Source organism: Streptomyces sp. NPDC054883, from assembly GCF_053610645.1.
Genome location: NZ_JBSGYT010000060.1, coordinates 24,252 through 47,080, shown reverse-complemented (window position 1 = coordinate 47,080; position 22,829 = coordinate 24,252). Strand labels below are relative to the sequence as shown.

Genomic DNA, 22,829 nt, shown 5'->3' with positions numbered 1-22,829 from the left:
GGCCGGGCCCGGATCGGGGCCCGGCCGGGGCGGGGTCCGGGGCCCGGGGTCACTTCAAGGCGCCCAGGACGCTCGCGCACCGCTCCAGCAGCTCGATGAGCCGCTCCCGCTCCTCGCCGCTGAACTCGGCCGCCAGCGCCCGCTCGACCCGCACCGCCCCGGTGTCAGCCAGCTCCATCGCGGCCCGGCCCTGCTCGGTGAGCCGGGTCTCCAGCACGTTGCCGTGCCATTCATGCGGCGTGCGCTCGATGAACCCGCGCTCCTGGAGGTTCTTCAGCACGGTGTTCATCGTCGGCGGAGTGACCCCGCACAGGCGCGAGAGCGCGGCGGCGGAAATGCCCGGCTTCTCGGAGAGCCAGAGCAGGGCGGCGTACTGGGGAACCGTTACTGCCGCCGGCTTGCACGCCGTGTTCTTCGCCGCGAGGAGCGCCTGCTCGGCGCGCTTGATGTACGCGCCGATGCGCTCCTGGGCAGGCATGGAAGTCATTCCCACATCCTAGGCCCCTTGCATACATTAGAGCTCTAACTTACATTCGAGCCCACAGCATGGTCGACCACACAGAACAGGACGTCGCCGGATGCGTTTCACCGCCAACTCCACCCTCAGGGCACTGCCTTTCGCCGCCGCCCTCGCCACAACCCTCGTCCTGGGCGCCGCCCCGGCCGACGCGGCCGCCCCCGCGCAGCTGTCCACCGCCTTCTCCCTCCCCGGCGGGAAGGTCTACCCGGAGGGCATAGCCTCCGACCCCCGTACCGGCACGGTCTACGTCGGCTCGTACGCGGACGGCACCGTCTACCGCGCCCGCCCCGGGCAGCGCACCGCCGAGGTCTTCCTCCCGGCCGGAGCCGACGGCCGCCACACCGCGAACGGCCTGTCCGTCGACGCCCACGGCCGGCTGTGGGTCACCGACTCCACCAAGGGCGTCGCGGTGTACGACACCCGCTCCGGCGCCCGCCTGGCCCACTTCGACACCCCCGGCGGCGCCCCGTCCTTCGTCAACGACCTCGCGCTCACCCCCGACGGCACCGCGTACCTCACCGACAGCTTCCGCGCGGTGGTCTACCGCGTCACCCCGGCGCGGCTGGCCGCCGGCTCCGGCGTACTGGAGGTGGCCTACGACCTGAGCGCCGCCGTCCCGCCGGCGCCGGCGGGCAGCGCCACGCTGAACGGCATCACCGCCGACCCGGCGGGCCGCTTCCTGCTGACCGTCGACATGACCGCGGGCGACCTCCACCGGATCGACCTCCGCACGGGCGCCCTGTCCCGCGTCGCCCTCCGGGGCGGCGACCTCAAGCACGGCGACGGCCTCCAGCTCTCCCCCGGCGGCCTCCTGCGCGTGGCCCACAACACCACCAACACCCTGACCCGCTGGCAGCTCACCCCGGACGGCACCGCGGCCCGCCTGACCCGCACCCTCACCGACCCGGACCTCCAGATCCCCACCACCCTCACCCGCACCCGCGGCCGCACCCTGGTGGTCCGCTCCCAGTTCGACAAGGGCGGCCCCCTCACCCCGTCCACGGGCACCCCGACCACTTTCACCATCGCCTCGGTCCCCGGCCTCTGACCCGAGCCGGAACAGGGGCGGGGCGGCCCCTCATGAGGGCTGCGATCGCCGGCGTTGCCTCATGACCGCACGGCCCGACCGGAGGCGCCCGCCGCGCGCGGAAGGCCGGTTCGCGGAGGCCGGCATCCCCCACTACCGGTGCATCCGCGACCCTTCGAGGTCAGCCTGAACCTCGACAAGCTCCCCCCGCCACGCAGCGACCGACAGGCAGCACGGGAGTGCGGAAGGGGCCGGACTCACCAGAGTCCGGCCCCTGCTGACCCGTTGCAGTGGAATGTCGAGCACAGAGCCCCCACCTACGGAAAGGGTGTTCTCGAAAAGGCCGCCCCAGCACGGGAGGGGCGTCCTGGCACTCAGCGATCAGCACCGGTATCGGGCCGGGAGGACGACGATCCCCTTGTCCGTAACCAGGTCCTGATGTCCTCGATGAGCTTGTTGATCCGGGTGAGCACCTTGCGGTCGTTCTTGAGCCAGGACCCGCAGTCTTCCCAGCCCTGATCCTCGAAGACAAGCCCCACGCGCCACCCGCGTCCGCCACGTCCGGATCGATCAGCCCGCGCCCCGGCACATTGATGTCGGCCGAGGCGTTCTCGTACGCCTTGAGCAGCCGACGAGCGTTCGCCGGGGAGCTCAGCAGGTACGAGCCCTCACGCAGCGCCGCGTAATCCTCGGCCGAGACGAGCACGGCATTGCCGTACTTGGAGACGATCTCGATGGCCTCGTGGTCGTCGTTGACCTTCTTGATCAGCGGAAAGAGAGCTTTGCGAGCTTCGCTCGCGGTTATGGACACGACCTGACCTCTCCCATCAAGTGGTCCCCAATAACGTACCGCTCTCCGCGCCGTCCAGGAGGGGAGGCAGCTGATGGACTGTCAGCCATGCCGGCACCGTCCCAGCACGGAAAAGTCAGGGCCCACCCCCGAGGAGCTGGCCCTTTGGCCTGCGGATTCGCCCGGTGGACAACGTGGCAAGGTGGCGCACCTTCACACGCTCAGACGTTGAAGCGGCGCAGGTGAGCGACCGCTGTCCCTGTCCCTGCTGCGGGCACCGCGTGCTCGACGCCATGCCCGGCTCGTACGAGATCTGCCCCGTCTGCTTCTGGGAGGACGACCGGGTCCAGTTCCGCTGGCCGACCATGCCCGGCGGCGCGAACAAGGTGTCCCTGATCGAGGCCCAGCAGAACTACCAGGACTTCGGCGCCTGCGACCAGCGTGGCAGGCGGTACGTCCGCCCACCGGCCGCGGACGAGCCGCTCGACCCTGCCTGGCGCCCCATCGACTCGACACGCGGCTCCTTCGCGGACTGGAAAGCCGAGGACCGCGCTCGCTGGCCCCATGACCGCTCAGTGCTCTGCTGGTGGCTCCCCACCTTCTGGCGTCGAGACCACCGGGCATCATGACGTCCCGCATGGCACCGGGTCCAAACTTCTTTGATCTCGTTCTGCCTGCAACTTCCTTACCCTGAGGCAGAATTACGGCCATGCGCTGCGACTGCACCCAGCAGCACACCTGACAGGCTGGAGACGTCATGCACGCGGGAAAGCAGGCACTGTTCGAACGCTTGGACCGTGGGCCGTGTTTCCTGTTGCTCGGCCAACGCTATCTGTCGATCGAGACGGGTTCCGACCCACTCACCGGTCCGCTCGCGAGGGCTCTGGGGGTCGACGAGCTCCAGCAGAGCGTTTACCAGACGGTACTCAGCATCGACTCCGCCCAGCGCCAGGCCGTGGCCAACGCGCTCACCGAGGCGGGGCGTGCGCTGGTACTACCGCCCCCTGCCCGGACCGCTCTGCACTTCCCCTGGAACGGGGTGCTCTCCTCTGCCGTGGACCCAGCATGGCGGACGGGCCTGCGGCGTGAATGGCGGACCATTCAACAAAGCGTGCCGCAACGCGATCGGACGCGGGTTTCACGCAACATCTACGACGTCCAGGCGCTCATGCTCTTCGGCGGGGTGGACCAGCCCGCCGAAGACCAGCCTCCCTCAACCAGGCCAGACCTGACCCGCCGTCGGGCGATCGCGGCGGAAGCCCTAGGTCGCGTTGTGTCCGACGCCCTCACCCCGAGAGGGCTCCTCGTGATTGAGGGCTGGGGACTCGACGACTGGCTGACCCCCGAAATGCTGTACGCGCAGATCTGCGACTCTGCGCGCGGCCAGGTGCACCTCTTCTCAGCTACCGACGAGATTCTGGCGGACGACCACATCCGGGAGGCCATCGAACTTCAGGTCCTCGTTCCACACCGGGACTCCTTCGCGTCGATCGTGGTCGAGGCACGCAGTACGGGTCGGTTGAGCGAGGAACTTCCCGCAATCGCAGCCACCCGGGCACTGCGGGTCGGCGACCGGCTACTACCCATGGACCGAAGCCGCTGGCAGCGCATCCTCCCGCACGCCCGGCCCGTGGATGTCGACGTACTCGATGATCCGCCCGCAGAGTCGGCCGATCGTCGCTACCAGAAGTTCCGGGAGTTCCTCGGTATGAGCGACGGCTCTCCGGCCTGGTGGGCCCATGCCCGGGGACTGTCATTTCAGCGGTCCTTCGAGCAGACCCTGTGGGATCTCGTGGAACAGACTGCCGGCTCCCGGAACCAAAAGGCGCCGCTCCTCGTCGCAGGTCAGTCCGGCACAGGAAAGAGCGTCGCCCTTGCCCGTCTAGCCTTCCGAACCGCCCACAACGGACGCCGTGTCGTGCTGCACATCCCCCGGCGCTCGACCCGCCCCGAGTACGAGGCGCTGGACGACTTCTGCCTCTGGGCCGAGGAGCAAACGGGCGATAGCACTCTGATCGTCTGGGACGGCATGCTCGAGCCGCAGGAGTACCAACGGCTCTTCGACTATCTACGCAGCCGCGGGCGGAAGGTTGTCGTGGTGGGCAGCTGCTACTGGGACGAGGAGCTCTTCGGCGTCACCGTGGACCGGAGAAACGGCCAATCCGGCAAGTCCGCGCCCCCCGTCCCCCGGTACGTGCCAGGCCGCGACTTTATCGAGGCCGCTGCAACGCTCGCGGGCAAGGAGCTGCAGCGCTTCATTAATTACCTGGGGCACTTCGGCATCCGGCTCAAGCCTGGTGACGAGCAGGCCGTGTCTCGTGACAAGTCGTTCCTGTCTGCGCTGTACCGGCTACTGCCCGAGGTGCACGGCCCGCTGTCCAGCGGACTGGCCTTGGAGCTGCGTCGATCGGAGCAGCGGCTCAGCCACGCCGCTCGCACCCGCATGGACTTCCAGGCGAACACCCTCATGGCCCATGCGCTGGTGAAGGCCGGGCTGCTGAACGGCCTGGCTGTATTCCTGGACCGCCCCAGCGACGCGCCATCCATGGCAGAGGACGATCCCTTTGAGCGGCTGCTGAGCCTGGTCCTCCTGATCCACAGCCATGGCTTGCGCATGCCGTTGGAACTCGCACTGCGGACCGTCGGCCGCGACGGTGTACGCAACCTCCCGGACCTACTGAGTGGCATAGACATCATCCGGTGGGACGAGGACGACCAGGGCAACTACACCCTCGGAGGCCGCAACCAGTTGGAGGCAAGGCTGCTCACCCAGGCGCGGGGCTCGGGGAAGGAGCGGGAGGCGGCCCAGATCGCCGAGGTCCTCGAGCTTGTACGCCCCGACGTACGAGCACGCAACGGTGGGCCCGAGATCGAATTCGCCATCGAGCTACTAACCCGGATTGGCCCGCAGGTGGCCTACGAACAGCGCCTGTACGGGGAGCACTACCTCGCCTTTGCCGATTCCATCGCAGAACTACGCAGCCGCGTGTCCGACCCGGTGGTTCACGCCAGGCTCACCCACAAGGAGGTCAACCTGCGCAGGGAGTGGGCGGTCCGGGACCAGCGGCGGCAGGGTACGGACCCCAGCACCCGCCAGGCTGCCCTAGAGGCGGCCCAGGAGGCCGTGGACGAGGCTCTCCGCACCGCCGAGGACCTGGGCCTCCGACCGCAGATCAAGCTCAACCTCTTCGTCGAGCAGGCCAGTGTGCGTGGCTCCCGACTGTACGAAATGCTGCACTCAGCACCCAACGGCCGACTGCCCAATCCCCCACCAAGCGAGGAGTACATCACCGACGAACTCCGTGCTATCCAGCGGAGCGTGCAGTCCGCCCTGTCGTGTGACGGGACAAACTACTATCCGGTCGACGTCTTGTGCTGGGCCAGCCGCGACACGCTCAAGGCGGGTGTCCTCTCCGACGAAGCAGCTGCCACTCTGCTCGGTGACTGCCTGTCCACTCTGACGGCGATCGACCCGGACACACTCGACCCGCGCCAGGCGGCCCTCTACCACAGTAAGTTCCAGGACATCGCGGCCTGGGCTGGCGACCGCGTACTTGCCGGACAGCAGCTCAAGAAGCTCGAGGAGTACGACGAGCCACTGGCCGCCTTCTTCTACGCCCTCAAGGTGAGCGGTTTCCTGCAAAATGACCCCCAACCCGAGGGTGTTAAGCGTGCGCTGGAGCACCTCCGTGCCCAACCGAACCGGCTGCAGGACGAAAGATGTATCCGCATCGCGGTGGACCTGCTTTGGTTCGCGCGGACGGGTGAACGCTTCATGTCCGGGGAGCGCCAGACCCTGCCACTGGACGGCACGGCCTGGCAAGAATGCCTGGACCTCACGGATCTCGCGACGACGTACGACGTGGCCTCGTCGCGGGTCCTCTTCATGCGGGCGCTGGCGCTCTTCCACCTAGGGAGGGTCACCCATGCCCTCGACGCCTTCCGGGAACTTGACCGTCTCTCCTTCGAGCAGCGCGATCGCCGACGCGTCATCAATGTCTATCTCGCTAGTTCGGAGGACGGGATGCCCAAGGTCTTTAGGGCACGGGTACTGCGCGTGGACTCCGGGTTCAGGGGCGGCCGCTGCTGGGTCGAGGACTATCAGCGGGAGTTTCCTTTCGACCCGTCTCAATTCGGCGCCGACCAGGCGATCGTCGGGCGCACGCTCGACGCCTATGCGGTGTTCAATATGCGCGGACCCTGGCTGGAGCCCCCTCGGGAACCCGGAGAACGGCGCGGCCCCCAGCTCCTCGGACCCGCAGGGGAGCGCCAGCGCGAGACCAAGGGGGCACGGTGACCACCACCCCCGCAGTCACGCCAGAGACCGCCTGGAACAGGATCATCAGGCTGCACAAGTCCCTGGACCAGCTGACCCACCGTCTCCTCGGCCGGCAGGCTGGTGCGGATGTCAGCCTCCCGCCGCCGGACTTCTCCCACCCGCAGACCGCGTTCTTCACAACGACCGTCTGGACGAGTGCCTGGTACAAAGAAGCGTGGTCGGTAAGCCACAGCTGGCTGGGGTCCCAGGCGGAGGCATTGGGACACTCGGTTCCCGACGCAAAGTTCGTCCATGTGCTGGGGCGACTGCGCACCTTCCTTGTCCACCACGTCGATCGGAGCCAACCCAAGGACGAGAAGACGGAGAAAACCTGCATCGAATGGTTCGAGACCGCGTGCGGCACCGCCGTACCGCATTCGGCCGACGAGTGGCACGAGTGTCTGGCGCGGTTGCTCACACAGAACGAAGCGCACACCCAATTCGTCTTCGAAACCGCCAAATCTGTGGAGCGAAGCCCCGACCGGGTCCCCTTGGTCGACCAATGGCGGTCGGCTCTTGAGCGGCGGGACTATCCGAGATACCAGCGCAGCCTGCAAGAGGCTGCGGGCGATCTGGGGCTTGAACGACTTGATGACCGGCAGCTCAACGGCATCCACGACCAGTATCGCGCCCGCTGGGAGAGGGCGGTCTCCCAGCTATCGCACGACGCTGATTTCACAAGAGCCATGCGGCTCATGGCCGAGTGGGCCCTGCTCGCCGACACGGGTAGATCTCTGGCCGTCGGCGCAGCCGATGTCATGCGCGCACTGGGTCTGCGTCCGGGGGTGGAGGTGGCTCAAGCTCTGCGTCTTGCCCAGCTGCTCCACGAGATCCACCCGGACGACACCACGGATGAGCTCCTGCGACGCCTCTCTTGGCACTGGAAGGGGCTGTTCACTCCCATGTGAGCTCTTCAGACGAGCGGCCCATCGCCTGTACCGGAGCCAAGGCTCAAACCCATCCGCCAAGGGAAACGGAGTGTCGCCAGACAAATACTGGCGAAGGGCGCTGGCCGTGGTGTCGACGAATGCGTCGGGGATGGCGTCGGCGTCGACCCAGCAGACCTGAGAGTGCTTGCGGTTTTCGGGTTCGCCGGTCCATTCGTGGGTGGCGAAGACGACCGTGAGGAAGCCGTTGGGGGCTTCGACGCCCCAGGCGCCGTGGATGATGTGGGCGACCTTGAGGGATTCGGGCTTCACGGTGAGGCCCGTCTCCTCGTAGAGCTCGCGCACCGCAGTTTCGGTGATGGGTTCGCCCGGTTCGCTCTTGACGACGGGGAGGTCCCACAGGCCCTGGGCGAACTTGGCGTTCTCGCTGCGCTGGAGGAGGACGACGCGGTTGGTGGCTTTGTGGTGGACGATGACGCGTCGGTGGCTGCGAAGGCGCGAGCATGTGTGATCTGTACGAGAGCCTCGGTCTGGCCGTCGACGTGGCCGAGGCCGCGCCGCAGGGCCCCTTCGACGAGGTCGACGCAGTGGGGGGCTGCTTGAGGCTCAGGGCCTGGTGGGCGAGGGCTCGCATCATCCAGGCAGCGTGGCCGTGGGGGTCGGCTTTGCAGGCGAGTTGGTATCCGACCTGGTAGTAGCGCTGGGCGGCGCCTTCCTGGCCGAGGTCGTGGTGCTTCCACCCTGCGAGGTAGGCGAGCTCGGCGACGGCGCCGAAGGCGGCCCGGCGTAAGGCTTCGCTGGGGAAGCGTCCGCGCAGCATGGGGGCAGCTGTGTCGGCGAGGTACGCGGTGACGGTGGTCAGGCCGTGTCCGCCGCCGAGGCGCTCGTCGGCCGCGCTGAAGGCCGCGGTGATCTGGCGTACGACGCCCAAGTCACTCTAGGCCGACAAGGGAGGGTGCCTGCCGGCGGGGCCGGAGGCTTGCCCCATGTCGGGCGTACGGGCGGGGCCTCCTGCGCCGGGCTGGCATCCGGTGGGACAGGGTCGGGGCAGTAGCGGGCCCAGGCGTCGAGGAACTGGTTGCAGGCGTACGCCTTGGCCTGCCTGTCGTTCTCGAAGCGGTGGTTGGCCGGGCTGACGCCGAAGTCGCGCAGCAGGTTGGCCAGGTGGTAGGCCTTCAGACCCTTCGTCCAGTACTCGGCCCAGGGCACTTCTTGGACGAGGGCGGCGAGCAGGTCGCGGCTGCGCAGCGCCTCCGTGTCGCCCTGTTGCTCGAAGACTCGTCGGATGTCCCGGAGCAACCGGGTCTTCATTGTCGTCTGCTCGTCCTGGACCACTTCGTTCCTGGTCATCGCCAGGCAGGCGGCACGGGCCTGGGCGGCCCAGTGGCCGCCGGCCAGGTCGGCGACGATCACCAGGGGCTCCCAGGTGTCGGCAGCCCGATCCTCGACCGGCATCGGTGTCACCGGCCGGTGCGCTGTCCCGCGCAGCGGGGTCAACCATGCGGTCAGTCGGTCGCGCAGCGCGTTCAGTTCCGGGACGGAGTGCCAGGAGCGGAAGGGGGCGGCCTTCTCGCCGGGCTTGCGCTTCTGCATGCGGAGCACGACGGCGCGATCCGTGATCGTGTCCGGCAGGTCGCCAATGCCTGCCAGCGCGGCCATGGCGAAGGTCGGGAACGCACTCGGCTTGTGCTCCGGGCCGGAGATCCACCAGGTGGGGCGGTTGCGCTGATGTCCGGCGTTCAGCAGGCCCCGGAGGTCCTCCTTGTCCCCGGCCTTCGGACCGAAGATGGGTCGAGCAGCAGGTCCAGCAAACGGCCAAGCATGGCGCGTACGTCTGCCCGGCCAAGACCGCTTGCTCACACCGCACGGTTCCACTCCCCCGCGTGGCGGTGGATGCGATGAAGGCCCACCTGCGGGACTTCCCCGCCGATGGGCCCGAGAGCTGGATCTTCACGGCGCCGCAAGGCGGACCCGTGGTCTACACGCACTTCATGGACGGGTCCTGGCGGCCCGGCTGCGCGAAGGCCGGCATAGCGAAGGGGCCGGACCTGACGCTCTCCGGCACCACTACGCCAGCCTGCTGATCAAGCACGGCGAGTCGGTGAAGACCGCCTCCGAGCGCCTCGGCCACACCAACGCGGCCGTGATGCTGAACATCTAGACCCGTCTGTGGCCCGACTCCGAGGGGCGGACCCGGGCCGCTGTCGACAAGGCGTACGCGGACCAGTCCGCCGATGCCCGGCCACGGGTCGACGAAGCGGCGTAGCCGCTCCCTCGCGTGCTGGACTCATCCAGCACGCTGCGGACTCTGTGCGGACCACAAAGGCCGCCCAACCTACTCCACCGCAGGTCAGACGGCCTTTCGCCGGACGTATTAGACGTTGAAGCGGAACTCCACCACGTCGCCGTCCTGCATGACGTAGTCCTTGCCCTCCATGCGGGCCTTGCCCTTGGCGCGGGCTTCGGTGACCGAGCCGCACTCGACCAGGTCGGCGAAGGAGATGACCTCAGCCTTGATGAAGCCGCGCTGGAAGTCGGTGTGGATGACGCCGGCCGCCTCCGGGGCGGTGGCGCCCTTCTTGATGGTCCAGGCGCGGGTTTCCTTCGGGCCGGCCGTCAGGTAGGTCTGGAGGCCCAGGGTGTCGAAGCCGACGCGGCCGAGGGTGGCCAGGCCGGGCTCTTCCTGGCCGACCGACTGGAGGAGCTCCAGGGCCTCGTCCTCGTCCAGCTCCGAGAGGTCCTGCTCCAGCTTCGCGTTCAGGAAGATCGCCTCGGCCGGGGCGACCAGGGCGCTCTGCTCCGCCTTGAAGGCGTCGTCCGTCAGCTCGTCCTCGTCGACGTTGAAGACGTACAGGAACGGCTTCGTGGTCAGCAGGTGCAGCTCGTGGAGGAGGTCGCCCTGCTCCGTGCCCTTGGTGATGCCCTTCGAGAAGAGCGTGTCGCCGGCTTCGAGGATCTTCTGCGCCTCGGTGACGGCGGCCAGGACGGCGACCTTCTCCTTCTGCAGGCGGGACTCCTTCGTCAGGCGCGGCACCGCCTTCTCGATCGACTGGAGGTCGGCGAGGATCAGCTCGGTGTTGATCGTCTCGATGTCGTCCTTGGGCGAGACCTTGCCGTCGACGTGGACCACGTTCTCGTCCTTGAAGGCACGGATGACCTGGCAGATCGCGTCCGATTCGCGGATGTTCGCGAGGAACTTGTTGCCCAGGCCCTCGCCCTCCGACGCGCCGCGCACGATGCCGGCGATGTCGACGAAGTCGACCGTCGCCGGGAGGATCTTCTGCGAGCTGAAGATGCCCGCGAGGACGGCCAGACGCTTGTCCGGGACACCGACGACGCCGACGTTCGGCTCGATGGTGGCGAACGGGTAGTTGGCCGCCAGCACGTCGTTCTTGGTCAGGGCGTTGAACAGGGTCGACTTGCCGACATTCGGCAGGCCGACGATTCCGATCGTGAGCGACACGTTGGCGACTTCCCGTAGCTGGAGGGGGCGGCGGCCCGGGGATGGGCCACCTGACAGTTTACTTTCCGCTGAGTGGCGCTCGATGTACGCGTGTCCAGGCCGCCCCGGACGGCCCTCCCGCCTAGTTTGGTGCGGTGGAGCCATACAGGGTGGAGCAGTACAGCAGCGCGGAGCGGTACGGAACGAAGCGCCCCGTGCGCGGGCCGCGGGCGGGCCGGCCGCCGCGGTCCGCCCCCGTCCGGCGGCTGCCCCGGCCCCGGCTGACCGGGCTCGGCGGGGGGCTGTTCGCCTGCGCCGCGATGGTGCTGGTCGGCGGGCTCGACTGGCTGCTTTTCGGCTCCTCGCTGTTCGCGTACGGGCTGCTCTTCCTGCCCGTCGCCGCCGCCACCGCGCTCTGGGTGCGCCCGGCGGACCTGATCACCGCGCCGGTGTCGGTGCCGATCGCGTTCGCCGTCGGGGTGTGGCCCGTCTCGGGGGGTTCCGGCGGCTTCGGCGGGGAGCTGATGGGGATCGTGTCGGCGCTGTCCCTGCACGCCGGCTGGCTGTACGCGGGCACGGTGATCGCCGCGCTGATCGCGCTGGTGCGCAAGGCCGCGCTGATCGGGAAGCGGCGGCTGCCCAGGCGCATGGCCTAGGCAGCCGCCGTCCCCGCAAGAGTCCCCGGACAGGAGTGCTACGGCGCCTTCGCCGGGCGGGCCGCCATCGCCGCGCCGACGATGCCCGCGTTGTTCTGCAACTGCGCCGGGACGATCTCCGCCCGGATGCCCTCGATCAGCGGGAGGAACTTCTCGGGCTTGCGGCTGACTCCGCCGCCGATGATGAAGAGCTGGGGGGAGAACAGCATCTCCACGTGGGCCAGGTACTTCTGCACGCGCCGCGCCCAGCGCTCCCAGGTCAGTTCCGCGTCCTCCTTGGCCTTCACCGAGGCCCGCTTCTCCGCGTCGTGGCCGTGCAGTTCCAGGTGCCCCAGCTCGGTGTTGGCCACCAGCCGGCCGTCCGTGAAGAGGGCGCTGCCGATGCCCGTGCCCAGCGACAGCAGGATGACCGTGCCGGTGCGGCCGCGGCCGGCCCCGTACGTCATCTCCGCGACCCCGGCCGCGTCCGCGTCGTTCAGTACCGTGACGGGGTGCCCGCCCAGCCGGCTCGTGAGCAGGGCCGCCGTGTCCACGCCGACCCAGGCGGGGTCCATGTTGGCCGCGGTGCGCGTGACGCCGTCCGTGACGACGCCGGGGAAGGTGACGCCGACCGGGCCGTCCCACTCGAAGTGGCGGACCACCTCGACGACGACGTCGGCCACCCCCTCGGGGGTGGCCGGGTGCGGTGTCGGTAGTTTCAGGCGCTCGTGCACCGGCTCGCCGCGGTCCAGGTCCACGGGAGCGCCCTTGATGCCGGTTCCGCCGATGTCCACACCGAAGATCTCCATGCGACCACCGTAGGCAACGGCGCGGGCCGCGGCCTACTGGTCGGCCGACTCCGGGGCGTCAACAGGGGTGCCGGCCCCACCCGGGGCCTCGCCCGAGCCGCCGCCCACCAGCCCGGCCGCCTCCGCGCGCAGGTCGCGGCGCAGCTCCTTCGGCAGCGAGAAGACGATCGACTCCTCCGCCGTCTTGACGATCTCCACGTCCCCGTACCCGCGCCGCGCCAGCCACTCCAGCACCTCTTCGACCAGTACCTCCGGCACCGAGGCGCCCGAGGTCAAACCGACCGTGGTGACGCCTTCCAGCCAGGCCTCGTCGATCTCGCTGGCGAAGTCCACCAGGTGGGCCGCGCCCGCGCCCGCGTCCAGCGCCACCTCGACCAGGCGGATGGAGTTCGAGGAGTTCTTGGAGCCGACGACGATGACCAGGTCTGAGTCCGCGCCCATCTGCTTGACGGCGGCCTGCCGGTTGGAGGTGGCGTAGCAGATGTCGTCGCTCGGCGGCGAGACCAGCAGCGGGAACTTGGTCTTGAGCGCGTCGACGGTCTCCATCGTCTCGTCCACCGAGAGCGTGGTCTGCGACAGCCAGACGACCTTCGACTCGTCCCGGACGGTCACCTTCTCCACGTCGTGCGGGCCGTCGACGATCGTGATGTGGTCCGGGGCCTCGCCGGAGGTGCCGATGACCTCCTCGTGGCCCTCGTGGCCGATGAGGAGGATGTCGAAGTCCTCGTTCGCGTAGCGGATGGCTTCCTTGTGCACCTTCGTGACCAGCGGGCAGGTCGCGTCGATGGTCGCGAGCTTGCCGCGCGCCGCCTCCTCGTGGACCACGGGGGCCACGCCGTGCGCGGAGAACATCACGATGGAGCCCTCGGGGACCTCCTCGGTCCGCTCGACGAAGATCGCGCCCTTCTTCTCCAGCGTCTGCACCACGTACTTGTTGTGCACGATCTCGTGGCGTACGTAGACCGGCGCGCCGTACTGCTCGAGGGCTTTCTCGACGGCGATCACGGCTCGGTCGACACCCGCGCAGTAGCCGCGGGGGGCGGCGAGCAGGACGCGGCGGGAAGCGGGAGCAGGGGCGGGAGCAGTCATGCGGTCCATCGTACGGGGGTCTCCGGCAGGCCGGTCGTCGCCCGTTCGGCAGAGACTGAGTGGCACGTACGTACCGGCTATCCCCCGGAGGAACGATGGCGTCCGCGACGGACACCCCCACGGCGCCCGCCGCCCTGCGGCGCACCCTCGGCTTCCGGGACCTGGTCGTCTACGGGCTGCTCTTCATCGCGCCGATGGCCCCGGTCGGCATCTTCGGCACGCTCGACGCCAAGTCGCACGGCGCGGTCGCCCTGGTCTACCTCGCCGCGACCGTCGCCATGGCCTTCACCGCCTCCTCCTACGCCCAGATGGTGCGGGTGGCCCCGCGGGCCGGGTCGGTGTTCACGTACGCCCGCCAGGGCCTGGGCGAGGGGGCCGGGCTGATCGCGGGCTGGATGGCGATGCTCGACTACCTGCTGATCCCGGCGGTCGCCTACCTCTTCTCCGGCATCGCCATGAACGCCCTGGTCCCCGAGGTCTCCCGGTGGGTGTGGACGGCACTGGCGGTCGTGGTGACCACATTGCTGAACCTGCGGGGCGTACGGGCCGCCGCGCGCGTGGGCTTCGCCGTGCTGGCGATGGAGGTCCTGGTGCTGCTGGTGTTCGTGGTCGCGGCGGTGACCGTGCTCGCCCGGGGCGGCGCACGGCGCGGCTGGCTGTCCCCGCTGACCGGGGACGGCTCGCTGGCCTTCTCGGTGGCCGCCGTGCTGGGCGCGGTATCGGTCGCGGTCCTGTCGTACCTGGGCTTCGACGCCATCGCGTCCTTCGCCGAAGAGGTGACGGGGGGCTCGGAGCGGGTCGCGCGGGCGGTGCTGTTCTGTCTGGCGCTGGCCGGGGTGCTGTTCGTCGCGCAGAGCTACCTGGCCGCGCTGCTGATGCCGCTGTCCGCGGCGGAGCTGGCGGCCGACCCGGCGCTGCAGGGGCCGGCCTTCTACACCGCGGTGGAGTCGGCGGCCGGCAGCTGGCTGCACGACCTGGTCGCGGCGAGCAAGGCGATCGGGGCGGCCTTCGCGGCGCTGGCGGGGCAGGCCGCGGCGGGCCGGCTGGTGTTCGCGATGGCCCGGGAGCGGCGGCTGCCGCGGGTGCTGGCGCGGACCTCGGACGGCACGCCCAGGCCGGCCCTGCTGGTGGCGGCGACGGTGACGCTGGTCGCGGCGGTCTGGGCGGCCCGGCGGGACGACGGCCTGGACCGCCTGGTGTCGGTGGTGGACATCGGGGCGCTGGTGGCGTTCACGCTGCTGCACGCCTCGGTGGTGGGGTGGTTCGTCGTACGGCGGGGTTCGGGGCCCCCGAACTGGTGGCTGCACCTGCTGCTCCCGGTGCTGGGGGCGGCGGTGACCGTCGCGGTGATCGTCGAGGCGGCCCGGACGGCGCAGGTGGTGGGGGCGCTGTGGCTCGTGGTGGGCCTGGTGGTGCTGGTGGCCCAGCGGGGCCGACGCGGGCGCCCCCGGGGGGCGGGGCCCGGTACCACTGTCGGTCCGGGCGGCTAGCCTGCCTGCATGGGTCTGAATACGTCGGCCGAGGCGCCGCTGCCGGTCGGTCAGGTGTCCCGGCTCATCGGGGGCTGGATCGACAAGCTCGGCCAGGTGTGGGTGGAGGGGCAGATCACCCAGCTGTCCCGGCGGCCGGGGGCGGGGGTGGTCTTCCTGACGCTGCGCGACCCGTCGCACGACATCTCGCTCAGCGTCACCTGCTTCCGCCAGGTCTACGACGACGTCGCGGACCTGGTGTCGGAGGGCGCGCGCGTCGTCGTACGGGCTAAGCCGGAGTGGTACGCCCCGCGCGGGCAGCTGTCGCTGCGGGCCACGGAGATACGGCCTGTCGGCATCGGCGAACTGCTGGCGCGGCTGGAGAAGCTCAAGCGCTCGCTCGCCTCCGAGGGGCTGTTCGCGCTGGACCGCAAGAAGCCGCTGCCGTTCCTGCCACAGCTGATCGGGCTGGTGGTGGGCCGGGCGTCGGCGGCCGAGCGGGACGTGCTGGAGAACGCCCGGCGCCGGTGGCCGGCGGTCCGCTTCGAGGTGCGCAACGTCGCCGTGCAGGGGGTGAACGCGGTGCCCCAGGTGATCCGGGCGGTACGGGAGCTCGACGCCCTGGAGGAGGTCGACGTGATCATCGTGGCGCGCGGCGGCGGGAGCGTCGAGGACCTGCTGCCGTTCTCCGACGAGGAGGTCGTACGGGCGGTCGCGGCCGCCCGTACCCCCGTCGTCTCGGCGATCGGGCACGAGCCGGACTCCCCGCTGCTCGACCTGGTCGCGGACCTGCGGGCCTCCACGCCCACGGACGCGGCGAAGAAGGTGGTCCCGGACGTCGGCGAGGAGCTGGAGCGGGTACGCCAGCTGCAGGGCCGGGGGCTGCGCGCGGTGCGCGGGCTGCTCGACCGGGAGGAGCGCGGGCTCGCCCACGCGCTCGGCCGGCCGGTGTTCGTGCACCCGCAGCGGATGGTGGAGACCCGGGAGGCGGAGGTGGAGGCCCTGCTGGCGCGCAGCCGGCGGACGCTGGGCCACCTGCTGGACCGGGCGGATTCGGAGCTGACGCACACCCGGGCGCGGGTCCTGGCGCTGTCCCCGGCAGCCACCCTGGAGCGGGGGTACGCGGTGCTCCAGCGGGCCGACGGCCATGTGGTGCGCGCGCCGGAGGAGGTCGGCGCGGGGGACGTGCTGCGCGCCCGGGTGGCGGCCGGCGAGTTCTGCGTACGCGTGGACCGGACGGAGCGCGCGGAGCGGGCGCGGGCCGCGGGTCAAGAACCCGCCGGGGGCGCCGATTGACGGGGCGTAAGCCCACTGCGGGAATCCGCAGGACGATTCGCTGGACCGAAACGAGGCGCAGGAAGTGGGACGGGAATGACTGAGGCCGGTACGGCGCTGGGATACGAGCAGGCCCGGGACGAGCTCATCGAGGTCGTCCGCAAGCTGGAGGCGGGCGGGACCTCGCTGGAGGACTCACTGGCGCTCTGGGAGCGGGGCGAGGAGCTGGCGAAGGTGTGCCGGCACTGGCTGGAGGGGGCGCGGGCCCGGCTCGATTCGGCACTGGCCGAGCGGGACCGGGGCGAGGAGGGCGACCGGGGCGAGTGAGCCGTCGGACGCCGCGCGGCGGCCCCGGAGCGCGGCCGGTGTGATCCCGGCCACTCCATCCGATATTTAGTTGAAAATTCATCTATCTCCGCCGTAGAGTCGGGGACATCGCGCTCCACACCCGTATAGAAGAAGGCTTTCCGATGTCTCTCGTTCTCGACGCCGCCGCTCAGGACCTGCTGTTCCGCGAGGCCCGTACCGCCAACTCCTTCTCCGACGAGCCGGTGACCGAAGAGCAGGTCCAGGCGATCTACGACCTGGTGAAGTACGGCCCCACCGCCTTCAACCAGACGCCGCTGCGCATCACCCTGGTCCGCTCCCCCGAGGCCCGCGAGCGCCTCGTGCAGCACATGGCCGAGGGCAACCAGGCCAAGACCGCCTCCGCCCCGCTGGTCGCGATCCTCTCCGCCGACAACGAGTTCCACGAGGAGCTGCCGCAGCTGCTGCCGCACTTCCCGCAGGCCAAGGACCTCTTCTTCGCCGAGCGCCCGGCCCGCGAGCAGGCCGCCCTGCTGAACGCCGCGCTGCAGGCCGCGTACTTCATCATCGGCGTCCGGGCCGCCGGTCTGGCCGCCGGCCCGATGACGGGCCTGGACTTCGCCGGTGTCCAGAAGGAGTTCCTGGACGCCGACCACACCCCGCTGATGGTCGTCAACATCGGCAAGCCGGGCGAGGACGCCTGGTTCCCGCGCTCCCCGCGCCTGTCGTTCGACCAGGTCGTCACCACCGTCTGAGTGCGGTAGCGGCCGGCCCCGGCCGCGCGCAACGCCAGAGGCCGCCCACCCCGGGATCGGGGGTGGGCGGCCTCTGGCATGTCCGCCGGGGGTTACCGGCCCTGCTTGAACTCCAGCGCCGCGGCCATCGCGCCGAGCCCCTCGAAGGAGGCGGTCCCCGTCACCACCGTGACGTGGCCCTGCTCGCGGCGCACCAGCGCGTCGTACTGGTCGCCGTCCCAGCGCTCCCAGCTCTGGTCGCCGACCTGCTGCGACTGCCCGGTGGGCTTGGCCTGCTGGGTCACCTTGGCGATGTTCTTGGCGGAGACGTCGCTGGACTGCTCCACCGCCACGTACTGCTTGTCCGGGTCGAGGAACCCCAGGTGCCAGGCGTCGGCGTTCTTGCGCTCGTACGACACGGAGGTCGCCCGCCACTCGGCCGGCAGGCCCACGGGCGCGGCGACCGGGTACGGCGCCGCGCGCCGGGCCGTCGCCGTCTCCACCCGGTAGTCGACCACGCGCGTCGGGTCGGCGTTCTCGTCATGCGGGACGAACATGTAGATGCCCGCCACGACGACACCGATCACCGCCAGCGACCGGACCATGTCCAGGACCGTCTGCTTGCCCTTCATACCTGCCACGGCTCCATAGTCCCGTACGCGCGGGAGCGATCACCGCCGGGGTAGGGCGCGGCGCCCCGGCGAAGCCGTCGGCCAGGGCTCATGATGTCCGCTCAGGCCAACACCTTGACCGATATTCCGCTCATAAGTGACCCGCTCTGCTCAATATGTCGACGTACCGATAGAGTTCCAGCACCCTCACATCCCGGCCGTCGTCGTACAGAAAGGTGCGCTCCGATGACCGAGCACAACCTGCCGCCCCAGCTCGAAGTCTCGCCCGACGCCCCCGACCGCAACCTCGCCCTGGAACTCGTCCGCGTCACCGAAGCCGCCGCCCTGGCCGCCGGCCGCTGGGTGGGCCGCGGCGACAAGCTCGGCGCGGACGGCGCGGCGGTCAACGCCATGCGCACCCTGATCTCCACCGTCTCGATGAACGGCGTCGTCGTCATCGGCGAGGGCGAGAAGGACGAAGCCCCGATGCTCTTCAACGGCGAGCGGGTCGGCGACGGCACCGGTGCCGAGGTCGACATCGCCGTGGACCCGATCGACGGCACCACCCTGAACGCCAAGGGCATGCCCAACGCCATCGCCGTGCTGGCCGCCGCCGACCGCGGCACCATGTTCGACCCGTCCGCGGTCTTCTACATGGACAAGCTGGTCACCGGCCCCGAGGCCGCCGACTTCGTCGACATCAACGCCCCCGTCTCGGTCAACATCCGCCGGGTCGCCAAGGCGAAGAACATCGCCGTCGAGGACGTCACCGTGGTCATCCTGGACCGCCCCCGCCACGAGGGCATCGTCAAGGAGATCCGCGAGACCGGCGCCCGCATCAAGTTCATCTCGGACGGCGACGTCGCGGGCTCGGTCATGGCGGTGCGCGAGGGCACCGGCGTGGACCTGCTCCTCGGCATCGGCGGCACCCCCGAGGGCATCATCTCGGCCTGCGCCATCAAGTGCCTGGGCGGAACCATCCAGGGCAAGCTGTGGCCCAAGGACGACGCCGAGCGCCAGAAGGCCATCGACGCCGGCCACGACCTGGACCGCGTGCTGCACATCAACGACCTGGTGTCCGGCGAGAACGTCTTCTTCGTCGCCACCGGCATCACGGACGGCGAGCTGCTGCGCGGCGTCCACTACCGCTCGGAGACCGCGACCACGTCCTCGCTGGTCATGCGGTCGAAGTCGGGCACGATCCGGCAGATCGACTCCACCCACCGGCTGTCGAAGCTGCGCGCCTACAGCGCGATCGACTTCGACCGCGCCAAGTAGGAGCACCCGGCCGGCCGGCCATGCGGAAGGGGCGGTCCTCCTGGTGGAGGACCGCCCCTCGCGCGTTCTGTCCGCTCACGTTCCTTCGTACGGACGGGCCACACCGCCCGGGCGGGCCCGGCTCACCCCGCCGCCGCCACCGGTCCCGCCCCGCTGCCCTGGCGCAGCTCGGCGGCCCGGCGCCGCCGCCGGGCCAGTACGACGCGCCGCTCGGCGGCGGTCAGTCCGCCCCACACCCCGTAGGGCTCGGGCTGGAGCAGTGCGTGCTCCCGGCAGGCCACCATCACCGGGCACCGCGCGCAGACCCGCTTGGCGGCCTCCTCGCGCGCGAGCCGCGCCGCGGTGGGCTCCTTGGAGGGTGCGAAGAACAGCCCCGCCTCGTCCCTGCGGCACACCGCCTCCGCATGCCAGGGGCCGTCCTCTTCCCTCGCCGGCACCCGCGGCTGCGGCACGGCGGCCGGACGCGGCCGAAGAGTCTGGACGGCGGCTACCTGCAGGGACTGATGCGGCGGATGCGGCACGGTCTACTCCTGACGACGTATACGCGAGCGAGAGACGATGCGTCTGTCCCTACCCGCTGTACGTGCCCCTAAGCACTGCGTGCCGCCCGTCGGCCGCTCCACCGAACTTCGACCGAAACGCGTCCCTCCGCTCCCGCCCGTGCCGCGCCCCGGGGCGGCGGGCGGCGGCCGAAGTGCTCAGCCGCCGAGGTGCGGCCGGTGCTTGCCCGCGAGGTCGCTCACCCGGGCGCCGCGCTTGGGCCGGGCCTCGATGTTGCCCAGCAGCGCGAAGCCGCGCACGATCACCACCGGCGCCTGCGGGTCGGCCGCCGCGCCGCTGTCGTCGGTGACCTCGAAGTTGCCGAGCACGCCGCCGCCGTAGCCGCGGAGCGTCACGTTCTCCGGGACGGTGATCTCGACGTTGCCGAGGACGCAGTTCACGTTGATCTCGGTGACCCGCTGCCGGAACACGGCTTCGGTGAGGTCGAGGGAGACGTCACCTAGGACCGAGATCGCGCGGATGAGCGCGCCGGGGCGCCAGCGGCCCTTGCGGGAGGCGGAGCTGCACACCGCCAGCACCGTCTCGGCCTCCGCTCCCGCCGGCCCCGCGACCGGCGCGGGCGGCGCGCTCGCCGCGGGCGCCCAGGCGGCGCCGTGGGCCGCGGGGAGGTCACGTACGAGTACGTCCAGCTCCCCGACCGTCTTGACGGCGTAGAGGGAGTCCAGGCGGTCGGAGTGCTCCTCGGCGGTCAGCCGGCCCTCGGCCACGGCGTCGGCGAGGATCTGCGCGATCCGGTCCCGGTCGGCGTCGGAGGCGCGCAGCCCGACGGCCGGCGGAGCGGCGGGCGCGGCAGGGGCGGCGGGGGCGGCGGGGTGCTTTTCCAGGTCCACGCCACCAGCATAGCCAGACACGATAGATCGCGATACTCCCCCGTCGGCGGCGGCCGCGGATCACCCTCCCCCGGCCAGTGAGCCTTACCTCACAGACACAGCCGTCCGGCGAGGTCCTACGCTGGTGGACTGCGCTGCCAATTGGTCGTCAGCGCTGTCTGCCGAGTGAGGAATGGCCACGATGCCGGAGTTCGCGTACACCGACCTGCTGCCCCTGGGCGAGGACACCACCCCCTACCGGCTGGTGACCTCCGAAGGCGTCTCCACCTTCGAGGCCGACGGCCGTACGTTCCTCAAGGTCGAGCCCGAGGCGCTGCGCAAGCTCGCCGAAGAGGCCATCCACGACATCCAGCACTTCCTGCGCCCCGCGCACCTCGCGCAGCTGCGCCGGATCATCGACGACCCCGAGGCCTCCTCGAACGACAAGTTCGTCGCCCTCGACCTGCTGAAGAACGCGAACATCGCGGCCGCCGGCGTGCTCCCCATGTGCCAGGACACGGGCACCGCGATCGTGATGGGCAAGCGGGGCCAGAACGTGCTGACGGAGGGCGCCGACGAGGCGGCCCTCTCGCGCGGCATCTACGACGCCTACACGCGGCTGAACCTGCGCTACTCGCAGATGGCCCCGCTCACCATGTGGGAGGAGAAGAACACCGGCTCGAACCTGCCCGCGCAGATCGAGCTGTACGCGACCGACGGCGGCGCGTACAAGTTCCTCTTCATGGCCAAGGGCGGCGGCAGCGCCAACAAGTCCTTCCTCTACCAGGAGACCAAGGCGGTCCTCAACGAGGCCTCCATGATGAAGTTCCTGGAGGAGAAGATCCGCTCGCTCGGTACGGCGGCCTGCCCGCCCTACCACCTCGCGATCGTGGTCGGCGGCACGTCGGCGGAGCACGCGCTCAAGACCGCCAAGTACGCCTCGGCGCACTACCTGGACGAGCTGCCGACCGAGGGCTCCGCGCTGGGCCACGGCTTCCGCGACCTCGACCTCGAACAGCAGGTCTTCGAGCTGACCCAGAAGATCGGCATCGGCGCGCAGTTCGGCGGCAAGTACTTCTGCCACGACGTGCGCGTGGTGCGCCTGCCGCGCCACGGGGCGTCGCTGCCGGTGGCGATCGCCGTCTCCTGTTCGGCCGACCGCCAGGCGGTCGCGAAGATCACCGCCGAGGGCGTCTTCCTCGAGCAGTTGGAGACGGACCCGGCGCGGTTCCTGCCGGAGACCACGGAGGAGCACCTCAGCGAGTCCTCGGACGTGGTCTCCATCGACCTGAACCAGCCGATGGAGTCGATCCTCGCGACCCTCTCGCGGCACCCGGTCAAGACCCGGCTGTCCCTGACCGGCCCGCTGGTCGTGGCGCGCGACATCGCGCACGCCAAGATCAAGGAGCGGCTGGACGCGGGCGAGGGCATGCCGCAGTACCTCAAGGACCACCCGGTCTACTACGCGGGCCCCGCCAAGACCCCCGAGGGTTACGCCTCGGGCTCCTTCGGCCCGACCACGGCCGGCCGCATGGACTCCTACGTCGAGCAGTTCCAGGCGGCGGGCGGCTCGAAGGTCATGCTGGCCAAGGGCAACCGCTCGCAGCAGGTTACGGACGCCTGCGGCACGCACGGCGGCTTCTACCTCGGCTCGATCGGCGGCCCGGCGGCGCGCCTGGCGCAGGACTGCATCAAGAAGGTCGAGGTCCTGGAGTACGAGGAGCTCGGCATGGAGGCGGTCTGGAAGATCGAGGTCGAGGACTTCCCGGCCTTCATCGTCGTCGACGACAAGGGCAACGACTTCTTCCAGAACCCCGCCCCGGAACCCACCTTCACCCACATCCCGGTCCGCGGCCCGGGTCTGGCCTAGCACCCGACCCGTCGCAGCCCGCCAGGTAGCGGGCTTCGACGGGGGTGGCCCGCCATCCGTCCGCCCGGGCGGCGACGACCTCGGTGATGCTCAGGCCGTACGCCTGGCGAAGCAGGGCGATCGGCACCCCGTCGGATCCGCCGACCGGCAGGTGAACGGTGCCCTCGCGCGCCGCTGTGCGTTCCCGGATCCACGGCGGCGGTACGCCCCGGCCGCGGTCGCAGGCCCGGACGGCGCAGCGCGGGCAGGACTCCTCTGCGTACCTGCGCAGTTCGCCGTCCTCGACGGTCTGCCACTCCTCGTCGACGCACTCCTCGCACGGCCCGCAGTGCAGCATTGCCGTCATCGGCTGTTCGGCCATCCGTGCAGCATGCGGTGACGGGGCAGCCGCGTCATCCC

20 protein-coding genes and 5 pseudogenes are annotated in these 22,829 nt (G+C 70.2%); 12 read left to right on the top strand and 13 right to left on the bottom strand.

The features are described from left to right. Positions 1 to 49: 49 nt before the first annotated feature. Complete coding sequence (locus tag ACWGH1_RS31370) at positions 50 to 487, bottom strand: MarR family winged helix-turn-helix transcriptional regulator (protein ID WP_453357604.1); 438 nt, start codon at positions 485 to 487, stop codon at positions 50 to 52. A 91-nt stretch (positions 488 to 578) separates the two neighbouring features. Between ACWGH1_RS31370 and ACWGH1_RS31365 the strand changes: the two genes are divergently transcribed. Next, the gene (locus ACWGH1_RS31365; protein WP_453357603.1) at positions 579 to 1,568 is read left to right on the top strand and encodes an SMP-30/gluconolactonase/LRE family protein; all 990 of its coding nucleotides are present in this window, start codon (positions 579 to 581) and stop codon (positions 1,566 to 1,568) included. Between the two features lie 413 nt (positions 1,569 to 1,981). Here the strand turns inward: ACWGH1_RS31365 and ACWGH1_RS31360 are convergent. Together ACWGH1_RS31360 and ACWGH1_RS31355 are read right to left on the bottom strand one after the other, a co-directional pair. Continuing rightward, positions 1,982 to 2,086 (bottom strand): annotated as a pseudogene (locus ACWGH1_RS31360) (type II toxin-antitoxin system YoeB family toxin); the annotation flags it as partial. A gap of 20 nt (positions 2,087 to 2,106) precedes the next feature. Next, positions 2,107 to 2,358: pseudogene (locus ACWGH1_RS31355) on the bottom strand (type II toxin-antitoxin system Phd/YefM family antitoxin); the annotation flags it as partial. Positions 2,359 to 2,522: 164 nt separating this feature from the next. Here ACWGH1_RS31355 and ACWGH1_RS31350 point away from each other — a divergent pair. The 3 genes from ACWGH1_RS31350 to ACWGH1_RS31340 all read left to right on the top strand — a co-directional run bounded on the left by ACWGH1_RS31350 (position 2,523) and on the right by ACWGH1_RS31340 (position 7,563). Further along, positions 2,523 to 2,966: a CPCC family cysteine-rich protein gene (locus ACWGH1_RS31350; RefSeq protein ID WP_453409215.1), complete on the top strand. Its 444-nt coding sequence runs from the start codon at positions 2,523 to 2,525 to the stop codon at positions 2,964 to 2,966. A 128-nt stretch (positions 2,967 to 3,094) separates the two neighbouring features. Then, positions 3,095 to 6,634 (top strand): P-loop NTPase, encoded by a 3,540-nt coding sequence (locus tag ACWGH1_RS31345; protein WP_453353999.1) that lies wholly within the window; start codon positions 3,095 to 3,097, stop codon positions 6,632 to 6,634. Continuing rightward, positions 6,631 to 7,563: a hypothetical protein gene (locus ACWGH1_RS31340; protein ID WP_453354000.1), complete on the top strand. Its 933-nt coding sequence runs from the start codon at positions 6,631 to 6,633 to the stop codon at positions 7,561 to 7,563. The genes ACWGH1_RS31345 and ACWGH1_RS31340 overlap by 4 nt, the downstream gene beginning before the upstream one ends. Positions 7,564 to 7,606: 43 nt before the next feature. Here ACWGH1_RS31340 and ACWGH1_RS31335 read toward each other — a convergent pair. From ACWGH1_RS31335 to ACWGH1_RS31325, 3 pseudogenes are all read right to left on the bottom strand, one after another. Beyond that, positions 7,607 to 8,016, bottom strand: a pseudogene (locus ACWGH1_RS31335) (NUDIX domain-containing protein). Then, positions 7,914 to 8,681, bottom strand: a pseudogene (locus tag ACWGH1_RS31330) (tetratricopeptide repeat protein); the annotation flags it as partial. The pseudogenes ACWGH1_RS31330 and ACWGH1_RS31335, both read right to left, overlap by 103 nt. Further along, positions 8,653 to 9,135, bottom strand: a pseudogene (locus ACWGH1_RS31325) (DUF3631 domain-containing protein); the annotation flags it as partial. The pseudogenes ACWGH1_RS31330 and ACWGH1_RS31325, both read right to left, overlap by 29 nt. A 290-nt stretch (positions 9,136 to 9,425) precedes the next feature. On the opposite strand from ACWGH1_RS31325, the gene ACWGH1_RS31320 reads away from it, so the two are divergent. Then, entirely contained in the window at positions 9,426 to 9,626 is a 201-nt protein-coding gene (locus ACWGH1_RS31320) for a hypothetical protein (RefSeq protein WP_453354001.1), read from the top strand. 290 nt (positions 9,627 to 9,916) lie between these two features. On the opposite strand, the gene ychF is transcribed toward ACWGH1_RS31320, so the two are convergent. Beyond that, positions 9,917 to 11,005, bottom strand: coding sequence for a redox-regulated ATPase YchF (gene ychF, locus ACWGH1_RS31315; protein WP_453354002.1), 1,089 nt, complete (start codon positions 11,003 to 11,005; stop codon positions 9,917 to 9,919). 134 nt (positions 11,006 to 11,139) lie between these two features. Between ychF and ACWGH1_RS31310 the strand changes: the two genes are divergently transcribed. Further along, the gene (locus tag ACWGH1_RS31310) at positions 11,140 to 11,640 is read left to right on the top strand and encodes a DUF6542 domain-containing protein (RefSeq protein WP_453409214.1); all 501 of its coding nucleotides are present in this window, start codon (positions 11,140 to 11,142) and stop codon (positions 11,638 to 11,640) included. Positions 11,641 to 11,678: 38 nt separating this feature from the next. Here the strand turns inward: ACWGH1_RS31310 and ppgK are convergent, their stop codons facing one another. Beyond that, positions 11,679 to 12,428: a polyphosphate--glucose phosphotransferase gene (gene ppgK / locus ACWGH1_RS31305; RefSeq protein ID WP_453355610.1), complete on the bottom strand. Its 750-nt coding sequence runs from the start codon at positions 12,426 to 12,428 to the stop codon at positions 11,679 to 11,681. Between the two features lie 33 nt (positions 12,429 to 12,461). Next, positions 12,462 to 13,526, bottom strand: a complete 1,065-nt coding sequence (locus ACWGH1_RS31300) for a 4-hydroxy-3-methylbut-2-enyl diphosphate reductase (RefSeq protein ID WP_453355611.1) — start codon at positions 13,524 to 13,526, stop codon at positions 12,462 to 12,464. A gap of 86 nt (positions 13,527 to 13,612) precedes the next feature. Between ACWGH1_RS31300 and ACWGH1_RS31295 the strand changes: the two genes are divergently transcribed. The 4 genes from ACWGH1_RS31295 to ACWGH1_RS31280 all read left to right on the top strand — a co-directional run bounded on the left by ACWGH1_RS31295 (position 13,613) and on the right by ACWGH1_RS31280 (position 17,322). Beyond that, positions 13,613 to 15,007: an APC family permease gene (locus ACWGH1_RS31295; protein WP_453355612.1), complete on the top strand. Its 1,395-nt coding sequence runs from the start codon at positions 13,613 to 13,615 to the stop codon at positions 15,005 to 15,007. A 9-nt stretch (positions 15,008 to 15,016) separates the two neighbouring features. After that, the gene (gene xseA / locus ACWGH1_RS31290; protein WP_453355613.1) at positions 15,017 to 16,282 is read left to right on the top strand and encodes an exodeoxyribonuclease VII large subunit; all 1,266 of its coding nucleotides are present in this window, start codon (positions 15,017 to 15,019) and stop codon (positions 16,280 to 16,282) included. Positions 16,283 to 16,357: 75 nt separating this feature from the next. Further along, positions 16,358 to 16,588 (top strand): exodeoxyribonuclease VII small subunit, encoded by a 231-nt coding sequence (locus ACWGH1_RS31285; RefSeq protein ID WP_453355614.1) that lies wholly within the window; start codon positions 16,358 to 16,360, stop codon positions 16,586 to 16,588. A gap of 143 nt (positions 16,589 to 16,731) precedes the next feature. Further along, entirely contained in the window at positions 16,732 to 17,322 is a 591-nt protein-coding gene (locus tag ACWGH1_RS31280; RefSeq protein WP_453355615.1) for a malonic semialdehyde reductase, read from the top strand. 92 nt (positions 17,323 to 17,414) lie between these two features. On the opposite strand, the gene ACWGH1_RS31275 is transcribed toward ACWGH1_RS31280, so the two are convergent. Next, a complete protein-coding gene (locus ACWGH1_RS31275; protein WP_453409216.1) occupies positions 17,415 to 17,933 on the bottom strand; it encodes a DUF4245 domain-containing protein in 519 nt (172 codons plus the stop codon). Between the two features lie 225 nt (positions 17,934 to 18,158). On the opposite strand from ACWGH1_RS31275, the gene glpX reads away from it, so the two are divergent. After that, entirely contained in the window at positions 18,159 to 19,190 is a 1,032-nt protein-coding gene (gene glpX / locus ACWGH1_RS31270; RefSeq protein ID WP_453357669.1) for a class II fructose-bisphosphatase, read from the top strand. A 122-nt stretch (positions 19,191 to 19,312) separates the two neighbouring features. On the opposite strand, the gene ACWGH1_RS31265 is transcribed toward glpX, so the two are convergent. Together ACWGH1_RS31265 and ACWGH1_RS31260 are read right to left on the bottom strand one after the other, a co-directional pair. Further along, positions 19,313 to 19,711 (bottom strand): WhiB family transcriptional regulator, encoded by a 399-nt coding sequence (locus ACWGH1_RS31265; protein WP_453354379.1) that lies wholly within the window; start codon positions 19,709 to 19,711, stop codon positions 19,313 to 19,315. A 177-nt stretch (positions 19,712 to 19,888) separates the two neighbouring features. Beyond that, positions 19,889 to 20,581, bottom strand: a complete 693-nt coding sequence (locus ACWGH1_RS31260) for a DUF1707 SHOCT-like domain-containing protein (RefSeq protein WP_453354378.1) — start codon at positions 20,579 to 20,581, stop codon at positions 19,889 to 19,891. A gap of 181 nt (positions 20,582 to 20,762) precedes the next feature. Here ACWGH1_RS31260 and ACWGH1_RS31255 point away from each other — a divergent pair, with 181 nt between their 5' ends. Then, entirely contained in the window at positions 20,763 to 22,430 is a 1,668-nt protein-coding gene (locus ACWGH1_RS31255; RefSeq protein ID WP_453354377.1) for a fumarate hydratase, read from the top strand. Here ACWGH1_RS31255 and ACWGH1_RS31250 read toward each other — a convergent pair. Then, on the bottom strand, positions 22,393 to 22,791 hold the full coding sequence (locus ACWGH1_RS31250; RefSeq protein WP_453354376.1) for a hypothetical protein: 399 nt from the start codon (positions 22,789 to 22,791) through the stop codon (positions 22,393 to 22,395). The two genes, ACWGH1_RS31255 and ACWGH1_RS31250, sit on opposite strands and share 38 nt — an antisense overlap. Between the last annotated feature and the right edge of the window lie 38 nt (positions 22,792 to 22,829).

Coding starts and splice junctions, on each gene's coding strand:
- ACWGH1_RS31370 (WP_453357604.1), bottom strand. CDS start 487: ATGACTTCCATGCCTGCCCAGGAGCGCATCGGCGCGTACATCAAGCGC.
- ACWGH1_RS31365 (WP_453357603.1), top strand. CDS start 579: ATGCGTTTCACCGCCAACTCCACCCTCAGGGCACTGCCTTTCGCCGCC.
- ACWGH1_RS31345 (WP_453353999.1), top strand. CDS start 3,095: ATGCACGCGGGAAAGCAGGCACTGTTCGAACGCTTGGACCGTGGGCCG.
- ppgK (WP_453355610.1), bottom strand. CDS start 12,428: ATGGAGATCTTCGGTGTGGACATCGGCGGAACCGGCATCAAGGGCGCT.
- ACWGH1_RS31300 (WP_453355611.1), bottom strand. CDS start 13,526: ATGGACCGCATGACTGCTCCCGCCCCTGCTCCCGCTTCCCGCCGCGTC.
- ACWGH1_RS31295 (WP_453355612.1), top strand. CDS start 13,613: ATGGCGTCCGCGACGGACACCCCCACGGCGCCCGCCGCCCTGCGGCGC.
- xseA (WP_453355613.1), top strand. CDS start 15,017: ATGGGTCTGAATACGTCGGCCGAGGCGCCGCTGCCGGTCGGTCAGGTG.
- ACWGH1_RS31285 (WP_453355614.1), top strand. CDS start 16,358: ATGACTGAGGCCGGTACGGCGCTGGGATACGAGCAGGCCCGGGACGAG.
- ACWGH1_RS31280 (WP_453355615.1), top strand. CDS start 16,732: ATGTCTCTCGTTCTCGACGCCGCCGCTCAGGACCTGCTGTTCCGCGAG.
- ACWGH1_RS31275 (WP_453409216.1), bottom strand. CDS start 17,933: ATGAAGGGCAAGCAGACGGTCCTGGACATGGTCCGGTCGCTGGCGGTG.
- glpX (WP_453357669.1), top strand. CDS start 18,159: ATGACCGAGCACAACCTGCCGCCCCAGCTCGAAGTCTCGCCCGACGCC.
- ACWGH1_RS31255 (WP_453354377.1), top strand. CDS start 20,763: ATGCCGGAGTTCGCGTACACCGACCTGCTGCCCCTGGGCGAGGACACC.
- ACWGH1_RS31250 (WP_453354376.1), bottom strand. CDS start 22,791: ATGGCCGAACAGCCGATGACGGCAATGCTGCACTGCGGGCCGTGCGAG.